The sequence below is a fragment of the Agromyces sp. Y575 genome (assembly GCF_059445445.1).
In genome coordinates this window covers 531,032-554,863 of record NZ_JCAIUI010000003.1, presented here as the reverse complement: position 1 = coordinate 554,863, position 23,832 = coordinate 531,032, and the positions used below count along the sequence as shown (strand labels likewise).

At 69.8% G+C, this 23,832-nt stretch carries 21 protein-coding genes and 1 pseudogene; 12 read left to right on the top strand and 10 right to left on the bottom strand.

Translation table 11 applies throughout. The features are described 5' to 3' along the window. The first annotated feature begins 84 nt into the window (after window positions 1-84). The 5 genes from AC1C2U_RS14680 to AC1C2U_RS14660 all read left to right on the top strand — a co-directional run bounded on the left by AC1C2U_RS14680 (window position 85) and on the right by AC1C2U_RS14660 (window position 5,912). Complete coding sequence (locus AC1C2U_RS14680) at window positions 85-2,097, top strand: TPM domain-containing protein (protein ID WP_495362499.1); 2,013 nt, start codon at window positions 85-87, stop codon at window positions 2,095-2,097. Between the two features lie 102 nt (window positions 2,098-2,199). After that, window positions 2,200-2,937, top strand: a complete 738-nt coding sequence (locus AC1C2U_RS14675) for a PspA/IM30 family protein (RefSeq protein ID WP_495362498.1) — start codon at window positions 2,200-2,202, stop codon at window positions 2,935-2,937. Window positions 2,938-3,043: 106 nt separating this feature from the next. Further along, window positions 3,044-3,898, top strand: coding sequence for an arginase family protein (locus AC1C2U_RS14670; RefSeq protein ID WP_495362497.1), 855 nt, complete (start codon window positions 3,044-3,046; stop codon window positions 3,896-3,898). 80 nt (window positions 3,899-3,978) lie between these two features. Beyond that, window positions 3,979-5,508, top strand: coding sequence for a dihydrolipoyl dehydrogenase family protein (locus AC1C2U_RS14665; protein ID WP_495362496.1), 1,530 nt, complete (start codon window positions 3,979-3,981; stop codon window positions 5,506-5,508). After that, window positions 5,505-5,912 (top strand): Fe-S oxidoreductase, encoded by a 408-nt coding sequence (locus AC1C2U_RS14660; protein WP_495362495.1) that lies wholly within the window; start codon window positions 5,505-5,507, stop codon window positions 5,910-5,912. The genes AC1C2U_RS14665 and AC1C2U_RS14660 overlap by 4 nt, the downstream gene beginning before the upstream one ends. On the opposite strand, the gene AC1C2U_RS14655 is transcribed toward AC1C2U_RS14660, so the two are convergent. From AC1C2U_RS14655 to AC1C2U_RS14635, 5 genes are all read right to left on the bottom strand, one after another. Continuing rightward, window positions 5,875-6,795, bottom strand: coding sequence for a siderophore-interacting protein (locus AC1C2U_RS14655; protein ID WP_495362494.1), 921 nt, complete (start codon window positions 6,793-6,795; stop codon window positions 5,875-5,877). The genes AC1C2U_RS14660 and AC1C2U_RS14655 overlap by 38 nt on opposite strands. A 23-nt stretch (window positions 6,796-6,818) precedes the next feature. After that, a complete protein-coding gene (locus AC1C2U_RS14650; protein WP_495362493.1) occupies window positions 6,819-8,927 on the bottom strand; it encodes an iron ABC transporter permease in 2,109 nt (702 codons plus the stop codon). Then, window positions 8,899-9,864 carry an iron-siderophore ABC transporter substrate-binding protein gene (locus tag AC1C2U_RS14645; protein WP_495362492.1) on the bottom strand — a complete coding sequence of 322 codons (966 nt, stop codon included), beginning with the start codon at window positions 9,862-9,864 and terminating at the stop codon, window positions 8,899-8,901. The genes AC1C2U_RS14650 and AC1C2U_RS14645 overlap by 29 nt, the downstream gene beginning before the upstream one ends. A gap of 81 nt (window positions 9,865-9,945) precedes the next feature. Next, complete coding sequence (locus AC1C2U_RS14640; protein WP_495362491.1) at window positions 9,946-10,818, bottom strand: ABC transporter ATP-binding protein; 873 nt, start codon at window positions 10,816-10,818, stop codon at window positions 9,946-9,948. A gap of 76 nt (window positions 10,819-10,894) precedes the next feature. After that, entirely contained in the window at window positions 10,895-12,319 is a 1,425-nt protein-coding gene (locus AC1C2U_RS14635; RefSeq protein WP_495362490.1) for an amidase, read from the bottom strand. Window positions 12,320-12,367: 48 nt separating this feature from the next. Between AC1C2U_RS14635 and AC1C2U_RS14630 the strand changes: the two genes are divergently transcribed. Continuing rightward, window positions 12,368-13,048 (top strand): hypothetical protein, encoded by a 681-nt coding sequence (locus AC1C2U_RS14630; RefSeq protein ID WP_495362489.1) that lies wholly within the window; start codon window positions 12,368-12,370, stop codon window positions 13,046-13,048. Between the two features lie 44 nt (window positions 13,049-13,092). Here AC1C2U_RS14630 and AC1C2U_RS14625 read toward each other — a convergent pair whose 3' ends face one another. The 5 genes from AC1C2U_RS14625 to AC1C2U_RS14605 form a co-directional block, all read right to left on the bottom strand. Further along, a complete protein-coding gene (locus tag AC1C2U_RS14625; RefSeq protein ID WP_495362487.1) occupies window positions 13,093-13,671 on the bottom strand; it encodes a GNAT family N-acetyltransferase in 579 nt (192 codons plus the stop codon). A 67-nt stretch (window positions 13,672-13,738) separates the two neighbouring features. Continuing rightward, the gene (locus AC1C2U_RS14620) at window positions 13,739-14,431 is read right to left on the bottom strand and encodes a uracil-DNA glycosylase (protein WP_495362486.1); all 693 of its coding nucleotides are present in this window, start codon (window positions 14,429-14,431) and stop codon (window positions 13,739-13,741) included. A gap of 54 nt (window positions 14,432-14,485) precedes the next feature. Beyond that, on the bottom strand, window positions 14,486-14,806 hold the full coding sequence (locus AC1C2U_RS14615) for a phosphoribosyltransferase (protein WP_495362485.1): 321 nt from the start codon (window positions 14,804-14,806) through the stop codon (window positions 14,486-14,488). 66 nt (window positions 14,807-14,872) lie between these two features. Next, entirely contained in the window at window positions 14,873-15,574 is a 702-nt protein-coding gene (locus AC1C2U_RS14610) for a potassium channel family protein (RefSeq protein WP_495362484.1), read from the bottom strand. Next, a complete protein-coding gene (locus tag AC1C2U_RS14605) occupies window positions 15,571-16,356 on the bottom strand; it encodes an SDR family NAD(P)-dependent oxidoreductase (RefSeq protein ID WP_495362483.1) in 786 nt (261 codons plus the stop codon). Before AC1C2U_RS14605 ends, AC1C2U_RS14610 begins: the two co-directional genes overlap by 4 nt. A gap of 273 nt (window positions 16,357-16,629) precedes the next feature. On the opposite strand from AC1C2U_RS14605, the gene AC1C2U_RS14600 reads away from it, so the two are divergent. The 6 genes and pseudogenes from AC1C2U_RS14600 to AC1C2U_RS14575 all read left to right on the top strand — a co-directional run bounded on the left by AC1C2U_RS14600 (window position 16,630) and on the right by AC1C2U_RS14575 (window position 23,779). Beyond that, window positions 16,630-17,730, top strand: coding sequence for an acyltransferase family protein (locus AC1C2U_RS14600; protein WP_495362482.1), 1,101 nt, complete (start codon window positions 16,630-16,632; stop codon window positions 17,728-17,730). A gap of 110 nt (window positions 17,731-17,840) precedes the next feature. Then, window positions 17,841-19,166, top strand: a pseudogene (locus AC1C2U_RS14595) (bifunctional o-acetylhomoserine/o-acetylserine sulfhydrylase); the annotation flags it as partial. 218 nt (window positions 19,167-19,384) lie between these two features. Further along, window positions 19,385-20,590 carry a homoserine O-acetyltransferase MetX gene (metX, locus tag AC1C2U_RS14590; protein WP_495362481.1) on the top strand — a complete coding sequence of 402 codons (1,206 nt, stop codon included), beginning with the start codon at window positions 19,385-19,387 and terminating at the stop codon, window positions 20,588-20,590. Between the two features lie 106 nt (window positions 20,591-20,696). After that, window positions 20,697-21,854 (top strand): sensor histidine kinase, encoded by a 1,158-nt coding sequence (locus AC1C2U_RS14585; protein ID WP_495362480.1) that lies wholly within the window; start codon window positions 20,697-20,699, stop codon window positions 21,852-21,854. Beyond that, entirely contained in the window at window positions 21,851-23,125 is a 1,275-nt protein-coding gene (locus AC1C2U_RS14580; protein ID WP_495362479.1) for a hypothetical protein, read from the top strand. The genes AC1C2U_RS14585 and AC1C2U_RS14580 overlap by 4 nt, the downstream gene beginning before the upstream one ends. Further along, window positions 23,126-23,779 carry a response regulator gene (locus AC1C2U_RS14575; protein WP_495362478.1) on the top strand — a complete coding sequence of 218 codons (654 nt, stop codon included), beginning with the start codon at window positions 23,126-23,128 and terminating at the stop codon, window positions 23,777-23,779. Window positions 23,780-23,832 lie beyond the last annotated feature (53 nt).

The window sequence follows — 23,832 nt, the reverse complement described above, 5'->3', positions numbered from 1 at the left end:
ATCGCCCCGGCCCGACATGGACGGGGCACGCAACGTCCCCATAGAATCGAGATCGTCCGCTCGGACGCTGAAAGGCACTGGTGCATGCGCGCAGTACGCAAATGGTCCGCGGCTCTCGCGATCGTCGCCGGGGCGGTGATCGGAGCAGGCGCCACCGGCATCGCATGGGCTGAAGACCCCGTCGCATTCGAAGCGGGCTCTCCCGTGGTCGACACCGTCGACGCCCTCGGCGGCGATACCGACGAGGTCGTGGCCGCACTCGACTCCGCCGCCGACCGCAGCGGTCGGCAGCTCTTCGTCGCCTACGTCAGCACCTTCACGAACCCCGCGACCGCTACGGCGTGGGCCGACGAAACCGCCATCGCCAACAACCTCGGCGCCGAAGACTACCTGCTCGCGGTCGCCGTCGACGGCGGCGCCTACTACCTCTCGGCGGCGAGTGACGCCGCACTCTCCGACGACGAACTCGACCGCATCAGCCTCGACGTCATCGAGCCGAAGCTCCGCGACGGCGACTGGGCGGGCGCGGCGATCGCGGGTGCCGACGCCATCGCCGGCGATTCCGGCGGCGGCGGATGGGGCTGGGGACTCGTCTGGTTCATCGTCATCGCCGCCGTCGTCATCGCGATCATCGCGATCGTGCTCGCCCGGCGCAAGAAGAAGCGTGCCTCGGGCACCGACGCCGGCCGAGTGCCGCTCCCCTCGATCGACGAGCTGCGCCGACAGGCCGGCAGCGCCCTCGTGCAGGCCGACGACGCAGTGAAGACGAGCGAGGAGGAACTCGGCTTCGCTGTCGCCTCCTACGGTGACGCCGCGACCGAGTCGTTCAAGACCGCCCTCGTCAGCGCGAAGGCCAAGCTCGCCGAAGCGTTCACACTGCAGCAGCAGCTCGACGATGCGACCCCCGACACCGACGAGCAGCGGCGCGAATGGTACGGCGGCATCATCAAGCTGGCCGACGAAGCCGACGCGCTCCTCGACGAACAGGCCGAGCAGTTCGACGAATTGCGCGCGCTCGAGCGCGACGCACCCGCGGCACTCGAGCGGGCGACGGCCGCCGCGACCGAGGCCGAAGCCGCGATTGCGCCGGCCGACCAGCGGCTCGCCGCACTCACGGCGCAGTACGCGGCATCCGCCATCGCACCTGTGACCGACAATCTCACGCAGGCGCAATCGCGCATCGGATTCGCCCGCGAGGCGCTCGCGGCCGCGAGCGCGGATCTCGCTGCGGGCGATGCCGCGCAGGCAGCCGTCAGCATCCGGGCCGCCGAAGAGGCCGTCGACCAGACCAAGCTGCTGACGGTCGCCGTCGAACGGTTGGCGGCAGATCTCGCCACCGCAGACAGCACTGTGGCGGCGGGCGTCGACGAGCTCGACCGCGACGTCGCAACGGCACGCGGACTCGCGAACGAGTCGGCGACGGCCGTCGCCGATCGGGTCGCCGCCGAGTCAGCCGCGATCCGAGCGGCGATCAGCGCTCCCGGGCGCGATCCCATCGCGTTGCAGGCACGGTTCGAGCAGGCCGACGGTGAGATCGACGCGACCATCCAGAGCGTTCGAGACGCTGCCGAGCAGGCCGCCCGCGCCCAAGCGCAACTCGGCCGGGCCCTCACGACCGCGCGATCCCAGGTGCAGGCGACCGAAGACTACCTCGTCGCCCGGCGCGGCGCGGTCGGCGCCGAGGCGCGCACGCGGCTCGCCGAGGCGGGCCGGCTGCTCGTCGAGGCCGAAGGAGCCGCAGCGACGAACCCCGCCGCCGCCCTCACTTCGGCCCAGCGGGCCGAACGCCTCGCATCCGAGGCCATGTCGTACGCGCAACGCGACGTCAACGGGTTCGGCGGCACCGGCGGCATGGGCGGCGGCTACGGCGGACCCACCGGTGGCGGCAGCTCCGGCGGCGACATCTTCGGTGCGGTGCTCGGCGGCATCCTCATCAATTCGGTTCTCGGCGGCGGCGGCGGCCGCCGAGGTGGCGGTTTCGGTGGCGGAGGCCGCTCCTCGGGCGGCTTCGGCGGCGGGCGGAGCAGCGGCCGCTCGGCAGGCAGCTTCGGCGGCTCCGCGACTCGTTCGCGGCGCGGAAGCGGGGGCCGATTCTGAGCCCCCTGACGCGCCGGAGCAAACCGCGCCAGAGCGCACGCTGAGTCCCCGACCGACCACGACCGTTACGACGGAACTTCGATCACCACGAAAGGAACGACCATGGCAAAACAGTCCATCTTCGGAAGGATCTCGCAGCTCGTGCGAGCCAACGTCAACAACCTCATCGACCAGGCGGAAGACCCGCAGTTGATGCTCGACCAGATGGTGCGCGACTTCACGAACGCGATCGCCGACGCCGAGGCCGCCATCGCCGAGACGATCGGCAATCTGCGTCTGCTCGAAGACGACCATCGCGAAGACGTCGAGGCCTCACGCGAGTGGGGCGAGAAGGCCGTCGCGGCGAGCCGCAAGGGGGACGAACTGCGCAGGGCGGGCGACCTTTCGGGTGCCGACAAGTTCGACAACCTCGCCAAGGTCGCCCTCAGTCGCCAGATCTCCTCAGAGAATGAGGCGAAGGCCGCAGAACCGCAGATTGCGGCGCAGACCGAGGTCGTCGACAAGCTGAAGGCCGGCCTGAACGGCATGAAGGAGAAGCTCGTCCAGCTGCAGAACAAGCGCTCCGAGCTCGTCGCCCGCTCGAAGACGGCCGCGGCCCAGAAGCAGGTGCACGACGCCGTCAAGTCGATCGACATCCTCGACCCGACGAGCGACATCGGTCGCTTCGAAGACAAGATCCGACGCGAGGAGGCCGTCGTTCGCGGACAGGCCGAGCTCGCCGCGTCGAGCCTCGACGCGCAGTTCAACGAGCTCGACGACCTCGGCGAGCTCTCCGAGGTCGACGCGCGCCTCGCCGCGCTGAAGGCCGGCGGCAGTTCGCAGGGCGCCATCGGCGGCTGAATGAACACCTCCGAGTGATCGGATGACACTTGGCCGTGTCGCGCTTGGTTCGCGCGGCACGGCCGTTTGCATGCGACTGCGGCGCCGCCGCGCGATACTGGAGGACATGCCAGCCACCTTCGTCGTCGTCCCCCTTTGGCAGGGGTCCGTCTCGTCCCGTGCCATGAGTCATGCCGACGGCGCGGACGCCATCCTCGGCGACCTGCCGGCATCGTCGACCATCGTCGTCGAAGTGCCGGTCGAAGCCGGTGAAGCCCTCGGCACGGGCGTGCTGCGCTACAGCACGCTCGTGCGGGTACGTGAACGCACAGCCGAAGCCCTCCGCCGAGTGCCTGACTGGGCGCTCACGATCGGCGGCGACTGCGGCGCCTCCCTCGCGTCGGTCACTCACGCCTCCGCGCGTGCAGGCGGCGACCTCGCGGTGCTCTGGCTCGACGCGCACCCCGACCTGAACACCCCCGAATCCTCGCCGTCCGGCGGGTTCGGCGGCATGACACTGCGTGCCATCGTCGGCGAGGGGGCCGAGGGTCTCGCGTTGGGTCCCGACACCCGTGTCGCTCCCGAGCGGCTCGTGCTCGGCGGCGTCCGCGCGATCGACGACGAAGAGCGCCGCTTCATCGACGCGCACGGCGTGTCGACGCTCACCGTGGAGGATCTCTCCGACCCCACGGTCGTGATCTCCGCGCTCGAAGCGACCGGCGCGTCGCAAGTGTTCGTGCACATCGATCTCGACGTGCTCGACCCTTCGGCGCTCGCCGGGCTCTCCTATCCGATGCCGTTCGGTATCGGTGCCACCGAGCTCGTGGCGCTCGTGCGCGCGGTCGTCGCCCGGTTCCCGCTCGCCGGCGCTGCGATCGCCGGCTTCGCCCCCGCATCGCCGCAGGCTGCCGACGACGACCTGCCGACGATCCTCCGCCTCGTGGCCGCGCTGACCTCTGGCGGAGCGGCCGAGCAACGCTGATTCCGGATGCCCCGGGGCGTCGTTCTGCCTAGGCTTGAGCCAGGCCGTCGGCGAGCGCCGGCACGCCGGAGGGGAACGGGATGGAACGCGAAGTCGACGTCATCGTCATCGGCGGAGGGCCGGTCGGAGAGAACGCGGCGGATCGAGCTCGAGCCGCAGGGCTCGAAGTCGTGCTCGTCGAACGAGAACTCGTGGGCGGCGAATGCTCCTACTGGGCGTGCGTTCCCTCGAAGACGCTGCTGCGAAGCGCCGCCGCACTGCGCGCGGCACAACGCGTCGGCGGCGCCAGGGAAGCGGTGACCGGGCTTCTCGATGTGTCGGCGGTGCTCGCCCGACGCGACTACTGGGTCTCCGACTGGAACGACCAGGGCGGTGCCGACTGGCTGGCGAGCGTCGACATCGGCCTCGAGCGCGGCCACGGCCGCCTCGACGGCGAACGTCGTGTCATCGTGGAACGTCCCGACGGCACCCGCATCACGCTCCTCGCCCGGCACGCGGTTATCGTGGCGACGGGATCGGACCCCGTCGTGCCACCGATCGACGGTCTGGCCGAAGCCCTCGCCTGGACGAGCCGCGAGGCAACGAGCGTCACCGATCCGCCCGCGCGACTCGCGATCATCGGCGGCGGCGTCGTCGCGGTCGAGATGGCGACCGCATACGCCGGATTCGGCACGGAGGTCACCGTGCTCGCCCGCAGCGGCCTGATCGGTGGCATGGAGCCGTTCGCCGGAGAGGCCGTCGCCGAAGGTCTGCGCGGGCTCGGGGCATCCGTTCGCCTCGGTGTGCAACCCTCGCGGGTCGAGCGCAATGATTCCGGCGAGGTCGTCATCACCCTCGACGACGGCGCGGTCGTGACGGCCGACGAAGTGCTCGTCGCCACCGGGCGCAAGCCCCGCACCGAGCAGCTCGGCCTCGAGACCGTCGGCCTCGAACCCGGCGCCTGGGTCGTCGTCGACGACACGATGCTCGCGGGCGGAGCGACCGGTAACGACGATGCGCCATGGCTCTACGCCGTGGGCGACATCAATCATCGGGCTCTGCTGACCCATCAGGGCAAGTATCAGGCGCGCGCGGTCGGCGACCTGATCACGGCGCGCGCGCTCGCACGGGAGCAGCAGACCGCGCCGTGGGGCGCGCACGTCGCGACCGCTGACCACTCCGCCGTGCCGCAGGTCGTGTTCGCCGAACCCGAGTGCGTGTCGGTCGGGCTCACGCTCGCCGCGGCCGAGCGCGAGAGGCGGCGTGTGCGCGTCGCCGACGTCTCGTTCGCCTCCGTCAGCGGTGCCGGCATCCTCGCCGACGACTACCGAGGTCAGGCACGACTCGTCGTCGACGCCGAACGCAACACGGTGGTCGGCGCGACCTTCGTCGGTCAAGACGTCGCAGAGCTGCTGCAGTCGGCGACCATCGCGATCGTCGGCGAGGTACCGATCGACCGGCTCTGGCACGCGGTGCCGGCCTTTCCGACGATGAGCGAGGTCTGGTTGCGATTGCTCGAAGCCCTCGGCAGGCCGGGGGCAGCGGATGTCGCGGATTCGGTGGATGCCGCGGCGTCGACGGACGCTGCAGCGACCGACGGCCCGATCGACGCATCGGAGGCGGCAGCGTGAGCGAGCCCGTCCTCCGCATCAGCCTCACGAGCTCGCCCATCAGTCGCCTCGGCTACTGGTGGGCGACCGCCGTCGGCTTCACCTGGGGCTTCATCTGGAGCACGGGTCCGATCGAGCGCAAGCACGGGCTCTTCATCTTCAGCGGCATGCCGAAGTGGACGTTCGGCCGTGGCGGCTCGTGCGTCGGCGGCTGCTATCTCACGAACCGCAACTCCGGCGACCGCGTGCTCGGTCACGAGGCAGTGCACAAGGAGCAGTGGCTGAAGTACGGGATGCTCTTCCCGCTGCTGTACCTCATCGCCGGGCGAGACCCCCTGAAGAACCGGTTCGAGATCGAAGCCGGGCTCGAGGCGGGCGGCTACCTGCCTACCCCTCGGCGCGGCCGAGCTTCCAGTACCCCATGAACGCGACGCGGCGACGGTCGACGCCGAGTCCCTTGACGAGATGCCGCCGAAGGGTCGTGATCGCCGAGGCCTCGCCCGCGAGCCAGGCGTAGAGTCCGCCGTCGTCGGCTGCCTCGGGCACCTCCCACACGACGTCCTCGTCGTCGAGCGCCGGCAGCTCACGAACCGCTGCGGGCGCGGCAGCCGGTACGGCGGCCGCGGCAGGTTCGGCGGCCACCCACGCGTCGGCCCACTCCGTGACCGCTGCCACGAGGCGAGCGCCGAACTCGACGCTCTGCTCGCCGCGCGGGAGCCAGTTCACCTCGACGCCGACCGGTGCGCGAAGCTCCAACGCGTCGTCGGCCTCGGGCACCTCGAGGAAGACCGCCCCGCGCGCATCGGCGGGCAGTTGCTCGAGAATCGCGCCCACCGCCGGAACGGCGGTCTCGTCACCGGCGATGAGGAGCGTGCGGGCGGCGCCCGGGTGCCACTCCCAGCCGCCCGACTCCTCGTCACTCGTGGCGTCGGGCGCGACGATCAGCATGCGGTCGTCGGGTCGGGCGCCAGCGATCCAGCGGGATGCAGGACCGCTGTCACCGTGGGCCACGAAGTCGACGTCGAGTTCGCCCGATTCGGGGCGAGCAGCGCGGATCGTGTACGTGCGGATCGGGTTGCGCCGCTCGTCGGGCAACGCCCGCCACGCGGCGTACCAGTCGGCCTCGATCGGCACCTCATCGAATCCGCTCGCCTCGAGGGGGAGCACGACCTTGATGCGTTGGTCGGGGCCGTCCCAGCCGAGCTCCCTGAGGTTGTCGGAGCGGAACGTCACGCGCGTGAAGTGCGGTGACATCCGCCTGATCTCACCGACCCGGGTGTCGAAGACGCGGTATCCGGACTTGGCCATGCGGGGTCTCTCCTGTCGAGTTCTCAGGCGGTGCGGCGCGAACGCCACAGCAGCCAGACGAAGTAGGGGGCGCCGACGATCGCCGTCAGCAGGCCGGCGGGCAGTTGGGCGGGGGCGATGAGCGTGCGGCCGAGAGTATCGGCGACGCACACGAGCAGCGCGCCGAGCAGTGCCGCGAGGGGCAGCACGAGGGCGTGACGCGAGCCCACGAGCGCCCGCGCCGCGTGCGGCGCGACGAGCCCGACGAAGCCGATGACGCCGACCGCCGCGACCGCCGTCGCCGCAAGTACGACGCTGACCGCGAGCAGACCGAGGCGTGCAGAACCGAGCCGCACGCCGAGAACGCGCGGCGTGTCGTCGTCGAAGGCCAGCAGGTCGAGCTCACGGCGGGCCGAGGCGAGCAGCGGCACCGAAGCGAGGATCACGAGCGCGAGCGGAATCAACTGCGGGAACGTTCGCCCGTACGTCGAGCCCGACAACCAGGTCAGTGCCTTGGCCCCGTTGTACGGGTCGGTCGCGATGATGAGCATCGAGGTGACGGCGCCCGCGGCTGCGGAGACGCCCAGCCCGATCAGGATGAGCCGCGTCGATGCGAGGCCGCCACGCATCGCGAGTCCGAAGACGATGAGGGCGGCGAGCGCCGCCCCGGCGAGGCCGCCGACCGTCACTCCGAGGAACGTCGCGAACGGCCAGAAGGTGATCACGACCACTGCGCCGACGCCCGCTCCCCCGGTGACGCCGAGGATCGCGGGTTCGGCGAGCGGGTTTCGCGAGACGGCCTGCACGACCGTACCCGCGAGCGCGAGCGCGGCGCCGGCGAGGATCGCCGCGGCGACGCGGGGAGCGCGGGTGTTCATCACGAACTCGACGAGCGGCCCGGCTTGGCCGGTGATCCAGTTGAGCACGTCGCCGCCGAGGAGCTTCGCGTCGCCGAGCAGGAGCGATACGAAGGCGAGCGCGAGGAGCAGCACTGCGGATGCCGCGATCACGAGCCCTCGACCACGCCGCGAGAGTCCGGCGCCGATCACGAAGCCGGTGCCGCTGTCCGACGATGCCCGAGCCCGCATCGCGAGCGCGATGAGGAAGACCGCGCCGAAGATCGTGGTGACGACGCCCGTCGGAACCTCCACTGCGGCCTGGCCGCCGAATGCGAGTCGCAACAGCACATCTGCACCGAGCACGACGATGACGCCCATCAGGGCGGCAGCGGGGATGAGCAGCACGTGCCGTTGCATGCCGGGCACCCGCACGGCGATGAGCCGAACGATCGCGGGTGCCGCGAGACCCACGAAGCCGATCGGCCCCGCGACGGTGACGGCGGCGGCCGAGAGCAGCACCGCGATCAGGATGCCGATGAGCCGCGTGCGACGCACCCGAACGCCGAGCACCGTGGCGGTGTCATCGCCGAGGGCGATGAGGTCGAACTGGCGGGCGAACAGGAAGAGGCCGGCGACGGCCAGCAGCACGACGGGTCCGAGCTGCAGCATCGGACCCATGCTCGTCTGGGCGAGGTTGCCGTTGCCCCAGGAGTAGAGCCCCTCGGTGCGTTCGGGGTAGAGCAGGATCAGCATCGTGGTGAGCGCCATGAGCGCCAGCGCGATGGCCGATCCGGCGAGCACGAGGCGCACCGTGCCCCCGCCGCGCCCACCGCCAGCCGAGAGCGCGAGCACGAGACCGGCCGCCGCGAGACCGCCGATGAAGGCGACGACCCCGCCGCCGACAACCGGCACCACGATGCCGAACGCTGCCACCGCGACGACGGCGAGATACGATCCGGCGTTCACCGCGAGGGTATCGGGCGAGGCGAGCACATTGCGTGAGACGCTCTGCATCACGAGCCCCGCGACGCCGAGCGCGACGCCCACCAGTACGCCGGCGGCGAGCCGAGGCATCCGCGAGGCGACGAGCACGGCTGCCGACTGATCGTCGGAACCGCCTCCGAGCAGTCCGAGCAGCTCAGGCAGCCCGACGCTCGCGGAGCCCTGCGTGACATGCACCGCCGCGAGCAGCGTCGCGATGACGAGGCCGACTGCGAGCAGGAGCACCGCGCCCAGGCGGGGCCGTGCGGCCCCGCCTGGCGCGGGAATCAACGATGCGGCCTGGTCAGCCGGCAAGGGTGGCGACGACGGCATCGATGTAGTCGTTCATCGACGAGGGGCCGCCGAACATCCAGACACCGTCGGGCAGGCGGTGCACCTTGCCACTCTGTACGAAGGGCAGCGACTGCCACACTGCGTTGCCGGCGAGCTCATTCTGGTACGGGTCGATGTCGCCGTTGGCGATGTAGAGGAACTCCACGTCGCCGACGCCGGTCAGGCCCTCGACGTCGGTGGTGTCGAGGCCGTAGTCGGCGTCACCCTCACCGGTCCAGGCGTTCTCGAGACCGAGTTCCTCGGCGACCGCGGCGAGCAGGGCACCCTCGGCGAACGGCCGGATCGAGACCTGACCGCCGCTGGGCCAGGCATCGCTCATCATGAACGGTGCGCCGGCGAGACCGGCGTCGGCGAGCGCCGCCGTGCCCTCTGCGAGCTTCTCCTGGAAACCGGCGAGCACCTCTTCACCCTCGGCCTCCTGACCGGTGGCGGTGGCGATGCGTTCGAGGTTCTTCTCCATCTGCCCGATGGGGTCCGAGGCGTCGGCGCCGCGCACCACGAGTACGGGCGCGAACTCCTCGATCTGGGCGATGACCGACTCCGACAGGTCGTTGGTGGTCAGCACGAGGTCGGGTGCGAGGCCCGCGACGGCGTCGACCGAGGGCTCACCGCGCATTCCGACATCCGTCACGCCCTCATCGAGGGGCTCCGACTTGACCCAGTCGCCATAGCCTTTGACATCGGCGACGCCGACGGGCATGACGCCGAGCGCGACCAGGTTCTCCGCGGTGTTCCATTCGAGCGCGACGATCTTCTCGGCCGGTGCCGCCAGTTCGATGTTCTCGCCGCGGTCATCGGTGATGACGATCGCGGCCTCGCCGCTCGCCTCACCGGCGTTCTCGGTGGTGCCGCAGCCGGTGAGCAGCAGCACGGATGCCGCGGCAATGGCGGTCAGGGCGATGGTCGGCCGATTCACGGCAGCTCTTCTCATGGTGTCCTTCGATGGGCGCGCGGGCATGGGAGTCCCACGCGCGGGGGTGGAGGGGTCGAGCCGACGCTAGGCGACGGCGAGTCGTTCGACGCGTTGACGGGTGTTGTACCGGCCGATGGGGCACGTTGTGATGCAGCCCCGGTCGTCGACCTCGACGTCGACGCGAATGCCGTAGGCCGAGCTCAGCACGTCGGAGACGAGCACCTGTGCGGGCGTGCCGACGGCGCGGATGCGGCCGGATTCGAGCAGCACCACCCGGTCGGCGACGGCAGCAGCCTGGTCGAGGTCGTGGAGCACGACGCCGATGGTCACACCGTGCTCGTCGGCGAGCTCGCGGATGAGGTCGAGGAGTTCGACCTGGTAGCGCAGGTCGAGGTAGGTGGTCGGCTCGTCGAGCAGGAGCACGCTCGTGTCTTGTGCGAGGCAGGAGGCGAGCCAGACACGCTGCATCTGCCCGCCCGAGAGCTGGTCGACGGGCTGGTCGGCGAATGCGGTGACGCCCGTGAGTTTCATGGCTCGGGCGACGATCTCGCCTCCTCCGGCGTCGCCGGCGATCCAGCGGCCGCGGTGCGGGTGACGCCCGAATTCCACGAGCTCGCGCACGGTGATGCCGCCCGGGGTGGGGCGGCTCTGGGCGAGCATCGTCACTCGGCGGGCGAAGTCGCGACCGTTCAATGTGGCGGCGTCGACGCCGTGCTCGAGGAGGTCGGCGGGTTCGGCGCCGGGCGCGCCTTCGCTGATCGTGTGACCGTTGTCGGCGGCGAGCAGCACCCGGCCGGCATCGGGCTGGTGAAGGCGGGCGAGGGCTCGAAGAAGCGTCGACTTGCCGCTGCCGTTCGGGCCGACGAGCGCGGTGACCTTGCCCGGTTCGAGGTGGATCTCCGCACCGTGCACGACTGGGGCACCGTTATAGGAGAGAGTGAGGTCGAGACCGAGCATGCCTCCACTATAGGTGAGGCTTACCTAAGCTCGTCAAGTCACGACACAACACTCGGTCAGGTCGCAGCCGGCGGGCTCACCAGATCGCCGGATGCCTCCCCGCGCGCCGCACCCGGCGCTCGAGTTGTGCGGCGAGCGCGAACAGCGTGGCCTCGCCGCCCGGGCGGCCGATGAGCTGCACACCCATCGGCACCCCCGCGTCGGTCTCGGACACGGGCACCGTGATCGCCGGCAGGCCTGCGACGTTGACGAACGAGGTGAACGGCGTGAACTGCACCTGCTGCGCGAAATTGTGTTCGCCGTCATCGGGGTCGTACCAGCCGACCGGCCTGGGCGTCATGGCGAGCGCCGGGGTGAGCACCGCGTCGAACGACGAGAACCGCCTGATCACGCGCTCTTCGAACGCCGTCAGCCACGAGAGCGCCTCCGCGAGCTCGCGCGCCGGAACCGCGCGGCCACGAGTCAGAAGCCAGCGGGTCAGCGGTTCGAGCAGCGCCTCGGCCTCGCCGTCGACGGGAATCGTGGCGGCACCCGCCTGCCAGATCGTGCGGAACGCGTCGGAGTACCCCGGCTCGGGTACGGGCGCCATCGCCTCGACGCCGTGCCCCAGCCCGTCGAGTGCCTCGATGCCGAGTTCCAGCGCCGCCCGGGCTTCCGGTGCAATGCCGATCTCGTACGCGTCGTCCCATGGCGAGTCGGTCATCACACCCACTTGGAAACGACCTTCGCCGCGAATGGCAGCACCGAGGTACGGCCCTTCGTCGCCCGGAGCCCGGACTGCGAAGCGATGCGCCGCCGGATAGCCCGTCGGCGCGATCAAGCCGTCGAGGAGGAGTGCGGCATCGGCGACGGTGCGAGCGATCGGGCCGGCCACGCTGAGCCCCGCAAGGCTCGTGAGCCCGGAACCGGCTGGCACGCGCCCGCGCGACGGCTTCACCCCGACGAGACCACAGGACGCCGCGGGGATGCGGATCGACCCGCCGCCGTCGGAGCCCGGCGCGAACGGCAGCATTCCGGATGCCACGGCTGCCGCCGCTCCCCCGCTCGAGCCCCCCGCGCCGAGCTCGAGCTGCCACGGGTTGCGCGTCGGCGGCGCGCTCAGGCTCTCGGTGTACGCCGGCAGCCCGAACTCGGGCGTCTGCGACTTGCCGAGACTCACGGCACCGGCCGCATCGACGGCCTGCACGAGCTCATCGGAGATGTCGGGCACGAAGTCGGCGAAGACCCGCGACCCGAACCGCACCGGCACCCGAGCCCTCTGGTACAGGTCTTTGTCGGCGAGCGGCAGACCCCAGAGCGGTGCAGCCTTCGGCACCTCGGCTTCGACCTGTCGCGCCCGCTCGAGTGCGGCCTCCGCCGTCACCGTCGCGAACGCACCCACCTCGGGGTTCAGCCGTTCGATGCGGCCGAGGTAGTGCTCGGCGAGTTCGACGGGCGAGATCTCACCCCCCTGCAGCAACTGGTGGAGTTCGAGAGCCGTGTAGTCGTGCAGCGCCGTCATGCTTCGAGCCTACGGCGATGCGCTGCGCGCCGGCACTAACGTGGGGCCATGCGCGCACGGGACGATTCGGCACGGCCGGGCACGGATGCGTCTGGAGCCGCCTCGAAGCTCAGCGCGTCGATCACAGCGCATCCGCTGGCCTGGGGCGCCGTATGGGCCGGCCTCATCGGCGCGATCATCGTCGTCGCTGCGTTGCTCGACTGGCCGACCTGGGCGTGGGCGCTGCTGCTCATCGTGCTGGTCGGACCGAGCCTCGTCGCCACGATCCTCGTGCTCCGAGCAACGCCGCGCGACCATCTCGCGCATCGTTCATCGGTCTTCGGGCACTTCTTCGCTCGCTACCTGACGCTCGTGCTCGCCTTCGTGGCGTGGTCGGGATCCGTCGTACTGGGCGCCGCGATCTCGACTTCCATCCAGCTCGCCGCCGAAGGCAAAGAAGACGAACTGACCGGAATCGGCTTCCAGGTGCTCGCGGCCCTGACCCCGGTCGCCGCCGGAGTGCTCTGGGCGGCACTCATCGTGCGCTGCTCGTGGTTCCTCGCGCGCCTGCGGGGCTGGCAGGAGGCTCCCGCGACGAGCGAAGTGCCGGTCGCGTTGCTCGGCGCCCGCCCGAGGCTCCGCCGGATCGTCATCGGCCTGGCCCACCCCGGCCTCCTGCTCGCGACCGGACTGGCCTCGGCGATGCTCGCGATGCTCGCCGCCGAGGTCGAGTTCACCGCCTTCACCTGAATCACGCCTTCATCTGAGCGACGCGGGCTCGCGGCATCCGCTCGCTATTTCAGTGTCTTCTGCATCAGGACCGTGCCGAGCCAGCGCTCGAACTTGAACCCGACGCGACCCATGCGGCCGATCTCCTCGAAGCCGAACTTCTCGTGCAGCGCGATCGACGCCTCTGCGCCCTGGTCGGCGATGACGGCGATCATCTCCTTGAGGCCCGCAGCCTTCGATCGCTCGATGAGGTCGGCGAGCAGCACCCGGCCGAGCCCCTTGCCGGATGCCGCGGGGCCGAGGTAGATCGAGTTCTCGACGGTGTATCGGTAGGCGCGCTTCTGCTTCCACGGCGAGACGAGCGCGTAGCCGAGCAACTGGCCGCTCGGCGACTCGGCGATGAGGAACGGCATGCCGAGCTTGGACAGGTAGGCGAACTTCGCCTTCCACTCCTTCAGCGTCATGGCGTCTTCGTCGAAGGTGACGGTCGAGTTGGCGACGTAGTAGTTGTAGATCTCGCGCACGGCCGGCAGGTCGGCTGCGCGCGCGTCGCGGAGCGAATACTCGAAGGGCGTCTCGGCCGGCAGCGGGGTACGAAGGTGGGGCGGCAGTACTCGGCGCTCCTGATATTCCTCTTCGAGCATGCCGCCCAGATTACTCGCGCCGTGTTACCGATGAGTTTCGCGGCCGAACGCCCGCGCTGACGCCTGCTCAGGCCGGCAGGCTCCAGTCGACAGGGTCTGCGCCCTGCGCCTCGAGCAGCGCGTTCGCCCGGCTGAACGGCTTGGACCCGAAGAATCCGCGTGACGCCGAGAGCGGGCTCGGGTGCACCGATTCGATGAACGGCGTGTCACCGAGCAGCGGTTTGAGGTTCTGCGCGTCGCGCCCCCAGAGGATCGCCACGAGCGGGGTGCCGCGCGCCACGAGGGTGCGGATCGCGTGTTCGGTGACCGCCTCCCACCCCTTTCCGCGATGCGAGGCCGGGGCGCCGGGCTGCACGGTGAGCACGCGATTGAGCAGCATCACGCCGTTCGCGCTCCAATGGGTGAGGTCGCCATGCGGCGGCGGCTCGACTCCGAGATCGTCGGCGAGCTCGCGGTAGATGTTCTGGAGGCTTCGAGGCACCGGTCGAACGTGCGGATCGACGGCGAAGGAGAGCCCGATCGGATGCCCCGGCGTGGGGTACGGATCCTGACCGACGATGAGCACCCGCACGTCGCCGAGCGGTGCGCCGAATGCGCGAAGCACCCGGTCGCCCGTCGGCAGGTAGCCGCGGCCGGCCGCGGTCTCGCCGCGCAGGAACTCGCCGAGGGCGGCGATCTTCGGCGCCACCGGTGCGAGGGCGGCAGCCCACTCGGGGTCGATGAGCCCCGTCGAGGCGAGTTCGTCGAGCGACTTGGCCATCTCAACCACCGGTCACGTCGCGGTTCTGTCGCGGCGCCCGGGTCGAATGGGCGGTCACGCCGCGCCGGCCGGAGCCTCGACGGGCGGCAGCGCCGACCACGGGAAGACGATCCAGTCGTCGGTGCGGCGATAGTCGATCCCGGTGTAGAACTCGACATTGATCGAACCGCACGCCTTCGTGCCGAGCGCATACGAGATCGCCCCCGCGAGCAGCAGCCCGCCGCGGGCGATGGCGATCACCACGTCGGGCTGGAAGCCCGACCGCAGTACGTCACCTGCGAGTGATCGCGCTGCGTCGCCGAACTCGTCCCAGGTAAGGATCTCGCGCTGAACGGCGTCGATTCCGTGCGCGGCGTCATTGGCATCGAAAGTCATGTCGTCAGGGTATCTGCCGCACGGCGGTGTCTTGCGGCCGAGCGGAAGCCGCGGCATCCGCTCGCTTCAGGCCTCGCGGTCGGCCGGAGGCTCGTCATCGTGGTGATGCGCCTCGCGAACCTGCCCGACGCGCTCGTTGATCAGCGAGATGATCGTCGCCGACGCGGTGCCGACGATCGCGACGCCGCCCGCCATGAGGAACACGGCGTAGAACCGGCCTTCGGCGGTGATCGGATACATATCGCCGTAGCCGACCGTGGCGACGGTGACGATCGCCCACCAGATCGAATCGCCGAACGTCGTGATGGTCGCACCGGGCGCGTTCCGCTCGGCCTGCAGGGTCGCAAGGGCGATGAAGTACACGAACACCACGGCGTAGCTGGCCGCGTAGATGACGATGTTGGTACGCACGGCGGCTCCGCTGCGTCGCTGCAGGTACGGCACCTGCCTCAGGAGTGAGAGCACGCGGAACGCACGGAACACGGGGACGATCGCGGAGAGGGCGTCGACAGGGTGCGTCCGCAGAAATGCCCAGCGCCCGCCGCGAGGCGTCAGCAGGATACGCACGACGATGTCGCCGACGAACACTACCCACGTGACGAAGAGCATCCAGAACAGCAGCGCGTCCGGGCCCCGAGGGATCCACGGCGCGAGCACGTAGACCGAGTACGCGACGATGAAGACCACGCCGAGCAAGACCAGCGGCACCGTCGTGCGACGCTCCCACGCGAGTCGTCGCGGGGCGGCCGGCTCGGGCTTCGGCGTCACGGCGCCTCCTCGCGCACGACCAGCGGCCCCTTCGTGAGTCGGTACGGAGCCGCCTGCGCAACGGGTTTCACGACGATGAGGTCGAGGTCGACGTGTCGTGGTTTCAGCACGGCGTCGGCGATGACCGCCGCAATGTCCTGCGCCACGAGTGGTTCGGGCACTTCGTCGTACACCGCATCGGCGCGGGCGCGGTCTCCGCCGAAGCGCACGAGTGCGAACTCGTCGGTCTTCACCATGCCCGGCGCGACCTCGATGACACGCAGGGGTTCGCCGTTCAGCTCGAGCCGCAGCACCTCGGTGAGCGCGTGTGCGGCGAACTTGGCGGCGTTGTACCCGCCGCCGCCGACGTAGGCGGTGTGTCCGGCGATCGAGGTGACGTTCACGATGTCGGCGACGCCGCGCTCGACGGCGCCCTTCCGCAGCAGCGGCAGCAGGGCGCTCGTCACCCGTTTCAGGGCGAGCACGTTGACATCGAGCATCCAGGCCCAGTCGTCGATGTCGGAGGCTTCGACCGAGTCGAGCCCCTTGGCGCCGCCCGCGTTGTTCACGAGGGCGTGAACGGGACCGGTCGCGGCGAGGTGGTCACGGAGGCGGTCGACGTCCGCTTGCTTCGTGAGGTCGGCCACGACGACGGATGCCCCGGTCTCGGCCTCGAGTGCCCGCAGGCGGTCTTCACGGCGGGCGACGCCGATGACGTTCCAGCCGGCGGCGCGGAACGCCCGCACGGTCGCCTCCCCGATGCCCGAACTCGCACCGGTCACGACCACCCGCAGTTCACTCATGCGCCCATTCTGCCGTGCCGACCCACGTTCCATCAGCTGTACCGGTCCGCGTTCCCTGAGCTGCGCCCGTCCCCGTTCCCTGAGCTGCGCCCGTCCCCGTTCCCTGAGCCCGTCGAAGGGCCCCGTTCCCTGAGCCCGTCGAAGGGCCCCGTTCCTTGAGCCCGTCGAAGGGCCCCGTTCCCTGAGCTGCGCCCGTCCCCGTTCCCTGAGCCCGTCGAAGGGCCCCGCCCGCCTCGCTTCGACAAGCTCGGCGGGCTGACCGACAATGGACTGATGCATACGAGGCCGCAGGCGACCCCGCACCGACGCAGACGTGTCCCTCTCTGGGACAACGCCCGGTGGATCGCGATCACCCTCGTGGTCATCGGCCATGGAATCCTGCCGCTCATCGGCGAGTCCGACAGCGCGTACAGCGTGTACCTGTTCATCTACTCGTTCCACGTGGCCGTCTTCGTGACGGTGAGCGGCTACTTCGCGAAGTCGGGCCCACCGAACGCCAGGGCCCTGCGCCAGATCCTCACCGACATCGTCTTCCCCTACATCATCTTCGAGACGATCTGGACGATCATCCGCTGGGTGCTCGGCGGCGAATTCACCCTCGACTTCACGACGGCATCGTGGACGCTCTGGTTCCTCATCGCCCTCGCTGTCTGGCGCATCGTGCTGCCCTACCTCGTGCTCCTGCGCTACCCGCTGCTCATCGCGATCGCGATCTCGATCGGTGCCGGCTACACCGAGACGATCGACTCGACCCTCGCCCTGTCGCGCACCCTCGGCATGTTGCCGTTCTTCGTCTTCGGCTGGAAACTGCGCCAATGGCAGCTGACCGGACGCTGGCTGGAACTCAGTTCGGGGGTGGCGTGGCGCTGGCGTGCCGGTGCGATCCTGCTCTTCGGCGCGACGCTCGCCCTGATGCCCGCCGCGATCGAGACGTGGCGAGACCTGAAGCTTCGCCGCTTCATGCTCTACGACGAGTCGTACCAGGCGATCGGGTACGACGAGCCGTGGTCGGGGGCCATCCGGCTCGGGTTGCTGCTATTCGCCATGGTGCTCGCGGTGGCCTTCCTCGTACTGATGCCGCGCAGCGCGCACTGGTTCACGCCGTTCGGCACGGCGACGATGTACATCTACCTGCTGCACACCTTCGTGCTGTTCCCATTCCGGGAGACCGGCCTGCTCGCCGGCGACCAGCCGTTCTGGGTGCTGCCGGCGATGATGGTCTTCTGTGTCGGCATCTCGATCGTGCTGTCGCTGAAACCCGTGCGCCGGATCTTCCGGCCGCTCGTCGAGCCGCGAGCCCGATGGTTGTTCCGGCCTGATGCGTCGACCGCGACGGGCACGATCGTGCTGCCGCCCGACCCCAACGACAAGTAGGCGCGTACCACGCGTGACGCCGTGTTGCACCGTCCGTTGCCCGCCGACCCGTGCCCGCCTAACGTGGGCTCGAAGCCGCGGCGGACCCGCGCGAGACGACTGAGGAGACTTCCATGAGCGACACCGCCGACTGGCGTTTCGAGACCAAGCAGGTGCACTCGGGCGCGGCGCCCGATCCTGTGACCAACGCGCGTGCAACGCCGATCTACCAGACCACCTCATACGTGTTCAACAGCGCAGAGCACGCGCAGAACCTGTTCGCGCTGGCGGAGTTCGGCAACATCTACACCCGCATCCAGAACCCCACGCAGGCCGTGGTCGAAGAGCGCCTCGCCGCGCTCGAGGGGGGCAGCGGCGCGCTCCTCGTGGCGTCGGGCCAGTCTGCGTCGACGTTCGCCGTGCTGAACATCGCCCAGGCGGGCGACCACATCGTCTCGTCGTCGTCGATCTACGGCGGCACCTACAACCTGTTCAAGTACACGCTCGCGAAACTCGGCATCGAGACGACCTTCGTCGAGAATCAAGACGATCCCGATGAGTGGCGCCGCGCCGTACGCCCGAACACGAAGCTCTTCTTCGCCGAGACGATCGGCAACCCGAAGATCAACATCCTCGACATCCGCCAGGTCTCCGACGTCGCGCACGAGTCGGGCGTTCCGCTCATCGTCGACAACACGATCGCGACGCCGTACCTGATCCGTCCGTTCGAGCACGGCGCCGACATCATCGTGCACTCGGCCACCAAGTTCCTCGGCGGCCACGGCACGGTCATCGGCGGCGTCATCGTCGACGGCGGCACGTTCGAGTGGTCGAAGAACGTCGAGAAGTTCCCGGGTCTGACCGAACCCGACCCTTCATATCACGGTGCGAGCTACACGGTCGCGGTCGGCGACGGCCTCGCCTACATCATCAAGGCGCGCGTGCAGCTGCTCCGCGACCTCGGCGCGGCCATCGCTCCGGCGAGCGCCTGGCAGCTCATCCAGGGCATCGAGACGCTGTCGCTGCGCATCGAGCGCCATGTGCAGAATGCGCAGGAGATCGCGGAGTGGCTCGACACGCACGCCGATGTCGCGAGCGTGAACTACTCGGGACTGCCCTCGAGCCCGTGGTACGCGGCGGCCAACACCTACGCCCCGAAGGGCGTCGGCGCGGTGCTCTCGTTCGAGCTCAAGGGTGGCGTGGGCGCCGGTCGGGCGCTCGTCGACAACCTCTCGCTCTTCAGCCACCTCGCGAACATCGGCGATGTGCGTTCCCTCGTCATCCACCCGGCGTCGACGACGCACTCGCAGCTGACTCCAGAGCAGCAGCTCACGAGCGGTGTGACGCCGGGGCTCGTGCGCCTGTCGGTCGGCATCGAGAACATCGACGACCTGAAGGCCGACCTCGAGGCGGGCTTCGCCGCCGCGCGTGCCGCCACCGAGGCCGCGCGCGTCTGAGCCACCACGACACACGACCTGCGGATGCCGCGAGCTCACGAGCTCGCGGCATCCGTCGTCTCGGCACGCTCCGATCACCGAGAGGTCGCAGATGGCGACCACGGCGTCGTCTCCGTCACCATCTGCGACCTCTCGACGACCTTCGACCTTCGACCTTCGACCTTCGAGACCGGCGTAACAAAGCACGCCGGGCCGCCCGCCTCGGCAAGAATCGAAGCATGGACTGGCAGACGACGGCTGACGCGGTGCCCGCGAGCATCGTCACCGAGGCGCGGGCTGCGTCGCTCGCCGGCCGGCCGCCCACGACCGGCGCCTGGCGTGAGGGCGACCCCGTCGGCGACCGGCGGTTCGTGAACATCGGCGATGTCGCGCTCGAATCCGGCCAGACGCTGCCGACCGCCCGCATCGCCTACGAGCAGTGGGGCACACTCTCGCCCGTACGCGACAACGCGATCCTCGTGCTGCACGCACTGACGGGCGACAGTCACGTGATCGGGTCGGCCGGCCCGGCGCATCCCAGCGCGGGCTGGTGGCCCGGAGTCGTCGGTCCAGGGCTCGCGATCGACACCGACCGTTGGTTCGTGGTCGCCCCGAACGTGCTCGGCGGGTGCCAGGGCTCAACGGGCCCGGCATCGCTCGCGCCCGATCGAGCCGAGTGGGGTCCCAGGTTCCCATTCCTGACGATCCGTGACCAGGTGCGTGCGCAGATCGCCTTCGCACGCGAACTCGGCATCGAGCGTTTCGCGGCCGTCGTCGGCGGCTCCATGGGCGCGATGCACGTGCTGGAGTGGGCGATCATGGCACCCGACTCCGTCGAGCGAATCGCCGTACTCGCAGCACCGGCTGCGACATCCGCCGATCAGATCGCATTGAACTCAGTGCAGATCGAGGCGATCCGCACCGACCCGGCGTTCCGCGGCGGCGAGTTCTACGACGCGCCCGACGGTGACGGCCCGACGCGAGGGCTCGCGCTGGCCCGTCGCATGGCGATGCTCAATTACCGCACCGCAGCCGAACTCAACCAGCGGTTCGAGCGCAGCTGGCAGTCCGACATCGACCCATTGGGTGGTGAGGGTCGCTTCGCCGTCGAGTCCTACCTCGACTTCCACGGCAACAAGTTCACCCGCCGCTTCGACGCGAACAGCTACATCGTGCTCACGCAGTCGATGAACTCGCACGATACCGGCCGAGGCCGGGGCGGGTCCGCCGCCGCACTCGCTCAGGTCGAGGCGCGAAGCCTCGTGCTCGGCGTCGACAGCGACCGCTATTTCCCGGTGGCCGGCCAGCGGGAGCTCGCGGCGGGTCTGCGACACGGCATCCACGGCGATGCCCCGGTGCTCATCTCCTCCGAGTACGGACACGACGCCTTCCTCATCGAAGACGAAGCTATCGGCGGTGCGCTCGGCGAGCTGCTCGCCTCGTAGATCGCCCTCAATCGAGGCGCCACTCACGCGCCGCAGCTCGACTCCGCTACTCTTCGAGAGTGACGGTGCCCGTTTCCACGGCCGCCGACCACGCCGAGGGGGTGTCATGAAACGCATCCACAAAGAACGCGACCGGCTGCTCCGGCGACTCGCGCAGGTCTCCGGGCTGAGCGGAGCGATCGGTGCGCTCGCCTGCCTCCTCGTTCCCGGAGCGACTTCGGGCATCGAGCTGGCGGTCGCAGCCCTCCTGAGCCTCGGCTCGGTCGTCTTCATCGCGCTGCACGCCGTGCGCGGCGCACTCGCCCCCGCGTTGGCCGCTGTGGCGTGCTCGATCGCCCTGATCAGCCTGCTCGGCGTCGCCCCGGTGCTCGACCCCGTGTCCGTCGCCGCGATGGCCATCACGGCCAGCATCACCGCCTCCTCGGTGGCCATTCCGCTCATCGTGCGGCCCGATGGTGCGTACATTGTGCTCGGTCTCGCCGCTGCGACCCTGATCGCGGTCGGTATCGTCGCGATCACCGGGCATCAAGTGATGACCGTGGCGATCGGCACGCTCATGGGATGGGCTGCGAATGCGTCGATCGGCATCTGGCTCGACCGCGCCATCGTGTCGGCGTCCGAACGCATCAACGAGGTCGGCCGCGCGCACGAGGCCGAGCGTCTCGCGAGCGAACTCGAATCGCAACAGCGTCAGGATGCACGGGTACTGCACGATACGGTGCTCGCGACGCTCAGCCTGTTGGCTCACTCCGGCGTCGGCGTCGGTGCCGCCGCGTTGCGCCAGCAGTCCGGCGACGATGCACGGCTGCTGAAGCAGTTGAGGCTCGGCGCACGAATCGACAGCGGATCGAACGCGATCTTCTCGCCCGAGTCCGACGACGACGCGCTCGGCATGACGTTCGAGTCCGTGCGTCAGCGCTTCGCTCGTATGGGCCTCGACGTGAACTGGCACGGAGCCGGCCGGCTCGTCCTCCCGCGCGACACGCTCGACGCGCTGCTCGGGGCCCTCGGCGAGTGCCTCGAGAATGTACGCCGGCACTCCGGCGTCGCCGAAGCGGATGTCACGGTGAGCGATGACGACCGAACAGTGCGCGCCATGGTGACCGACGCCGGCACCGGATTCGAACCCGAGGCCGTCGACGGTGCACGACTCGGCTACGCCGAATCGGTCGTCGGCCGGCTGGGCACCGTCGGCGGTCGCGCCCGCATCTTCTCCTCGCCCGGGTCGGGCACGACGGTGATGCTCGAGGTGCCGAAGCCATGAGCGACCCGCACATCGCCGCATCCACTTCCGGACGTCCCTTCCGTCGGCCGAGCCGCTCCGCGCGAGCCGCCGGCGATGTGCGAGAGAGCCATGGCGGCCGTCGACTCGCCATCGGCATCACGATCGCGTCGGGGCTCGTCATCGCCGGACATCTCGCGCACGCGGTGACGTTGGCCCCGCTCTTCCCACCCGGCCCCGGCCCATGGCTGGCGTGGCTCGCGCTCGGCATCGTCGTCGGCATCGGCGTGTTGTCGCGCGTGGTGTCGCGCAACTCGCCGCTTCCCGACTGGCTCTACGTCGTCCTTCTCATCGCGCTCATCGTTCCCGTGTGGCTCGACCTGAACGCCACCCAAGGCCTGCTGCACATCGGCGTGACCCCGACGGCCGCGGCCGCAGCCGGTGCCGTGCTCATGCCGGTGGCGGCGATCAAGGGCACGAGGATTCCGGTGCTGGCCGCCGGCGCGATCGCCGTCATCCTGGCCGCGGCGGCGCTGCTGCAGCTCGAGTCTGCCGGACACCACACCGTTACGGCCCTCGTCGTCGCGGCATCCGCTGTGCTGCCGGTCGTCATCGTGGCGTTGGCGATCGACGGCTTCCGCCGGCTCGTGCGCCGCGAACTCGACCTCTCACTCGTGCAGAGCACCGTCGCCACCCCTCGAACTGCGGTGGGCATGCGCGCCTCGGAAGAACTCGCTCAGCTCGACTTCGACGCCGAGACGCTGCTCGACGATGTCAGCTCGGGCCGCATCGCCATTCCGCTGCCGTCCGAGTCCGCGGAGCGCGCGGGCGACCTCGCGGCACGCCTGCGGGTGCGGCTCATCGAAGGCCGCAACGACACCTGGCTGCGTCACGCCGTCACCGAGTCCGCGTACCTCAGCAACCGGGTCACGGTCGATGATCCCGACGGGCTGGCAGGCCTACTCGCCCAAGACCAGCGAGACGGGCTGCTCCTGGCGCTGTGGTTGCTCGTCGGCGAGCAGCCGAAGGGTGCCGGCGAAGTCGCGACGCACATCACGTGCCGCGAACCGGTCGAGACCCCGGGCCTCGCTGCAGACCCCGACGCGCCTGATCTGCTCCTCTCGATCGAGGTCGCGGGTGTCAACCGGCGACGCGTGGATCCCGCAACGTGGGACGCACTCGGTAGTGTCGGTAGTCACGATGTCATTGCGGCACCCGAAACCTTCCGCATCGATGTCGACTGCCGGGTCGACCCGAACGTCTCAGCAGGAGTTCCGGTCGCCCGCGGGGCGACCCGTTCGAGGGGAAGCTGAATGGCCGACACCACCGCTCCACCGATTCGCCTGGCGATCGTCGACGATCACCGCATGCTCCTCGGAGCGCTCTCCGAATGGCTGCGCGGGGCGGCATCCGACATCGAACTCGTCGCCGCAGTGCCGTCGTGGTCCGAGTTGCTCGCGCATCCCGACTTTCCCGTCGACGTCGTGCTGCTCGACCTCGACCTGCGCGACAACATCCCGATCTCGCTGAAGCTCTCGATGCTGAAGTCCGCCGAAGTGCAGACGATGCTCATGAGCACCTACTCCGAGCCGGCCGTTGTGCGCGAGGCACTCAGTTCGGGGGCACTCGGCTACCTCGTCAAGTCCGAACCGGTCGAGACGATCATCGAGGCGATCCGTGCCGCACGCATCGGCGAGTCGTACCTCACCCCTGAACTCGAGCTCGCGCTCACCGAAGCGGGCACCGCACCGAAGCTCTCGGCGCAAGAGCGCCGGGTGATGGCGCTCTACGGCGCCGGCCAGCCCGTCAAGGCCGTGGCCTTCCAGCTCGGCATCTCCGAAGAGACCGCGAAAAGCTACCTCAAGCGCATCCGCGAGAAGTACCGGGCGACGGGCTACGACGTCGGAACGAAGGTGGCGCTGCGCAAACGCGCGATCCTCGACGGCATCCTGCTGCAATCCGACTGAGGTCGGCCCACCCACCGGCCGGTCGTCCCGCATCGGATGCCGCGGCATCCGAC

Bases quoted from the DNA above. Each gene is read 5' to 3' on its own strand.
- AC1C2U_RS14655 (WP_495362494.1), bottom strand. From the start codon at position 6,795: ATGGCCAAGTCCGGATACCGCGTCTTCGACACCCGGGTCGGTGAGATC.
- AC1C2U_RS14675 (WP_495362498.1), top strand. From the start codon at position 2,200: ATGGCAAAACAGTCCATCTTCGGAAGGATCTCGCAGCTCGTGCGAGCC.
- AC1C2U_RS14575 (WP_495362478.1), top strand. From the start codon at position 23,126: ATGGCCGACACCACCGCTCCACCGATTCGCCTGGCGATCGTCGACGAT.
- AC1C2U_RS14680 (WP_495362499.1), top strand. From the start codon at position 85: ATGCGCGCAGTACGCAAATGGTCCGCGGCTCTCGCGATCGTCGCCGGG.
- AC1C2U_RS14600 (WP_495362482.1), top strand. From the start codon at position 16,630: ATGCATACGAGGCCGCAGGCGACCCCGCACCGACGCAGACGTGTCCCT.
- AC1C2U_RS14585 (WP_495362480.1), top strand. From the start codon at position 20,697: ATGAAACGCATCCACAAAGAACGCGACCGGCTGCTCCGGCGACTCGCG.
- AC1C2U_RS14640 (WP_495362491.1), bottom strand. From the start codon at position 10,818: ATGCTCGGTCTCGACCTCACTCTCTCCTATAACGGTGCCCCAGTCGTG.
- AC1C2U_RS14580 (WP_495362479.1), top strand. From the start codon at position 21,851: ATGAGCGACCCGCACATCGCCGCATCCACTTCCGGACGTCCCTTCCGT.
- AC1C2U_RS14650 (WP_495362493.1), bottom strand. From the start codon at position 8,927: ATGCCGTCGTCGCCACCCTTGCCGGCTGACCAGGCCGCATCGTTGATT.
- AC1C2U_RS14605 (WP_495362483.1), bottom strand. From the start codon at position 16,356: ATGAGTGAACTGCGGGTGGTCGTGACCGGTGCGAGTTCGGGCATCGGG.
- metX (WP_495362481.1), top strand. From the start codon at position 19,385: ATGGACTGGCAGACGACGGCTGACGCGGTGCCCGCGAGCATCGTCACC.
- AC1C2U_RS14615 (WP_495362485.1), bottom strand. From the start codon at position 14,806: ATGACTTTCGATGCCAATGACGCCGCGCACGGAATCGACGCCGTTCAG.
- AC1C2U_RS14620 (WP_495362486.1), bottom strand. From the start codon at position 14,431: ATGGCCAAGTCGCTCGACGAACTCGCCTCGACGGGGCTCATCGACCCC.
- AC1C2U_RS14670 (WP_495362497.1), top strand. From the start codon at position 3,044: ATGCCAGCCACCTTCGTCGTCGTCCCCCTTTGGCAGGGGTCCGTCTCG.
- AC1C2U_RS14630 (WP_495362489.1), top strand. From the start codon at position 12,368: ATGCGCGCACGGGACGATTCGGCACGGCCGGGCACGGATGCGTCTGGA.
- AC1C2U_RS14635 (WP_495362490.1), bottom strand. From the start codon at position 12,319: ATGACGGCGCTGCACGACTACACGGCTCTCGAACTCCACCAGTTGCTG.
- AC1C2U_RS14665 (WP_495362496.1), top strand. From the start codon at position 3,979: ATGGAACGCGAAGTCGACGTCATCGTCATCGGCGGAGGGCCGGTCGGA.
- AC1C2U_RS14625 (WP_495362487.1), bottom strand. From the start codon at position 13,671: ATGCTCGAAGAGGAATATCAGGAGCGCCGAGTACTGCCGCCCCACCTT.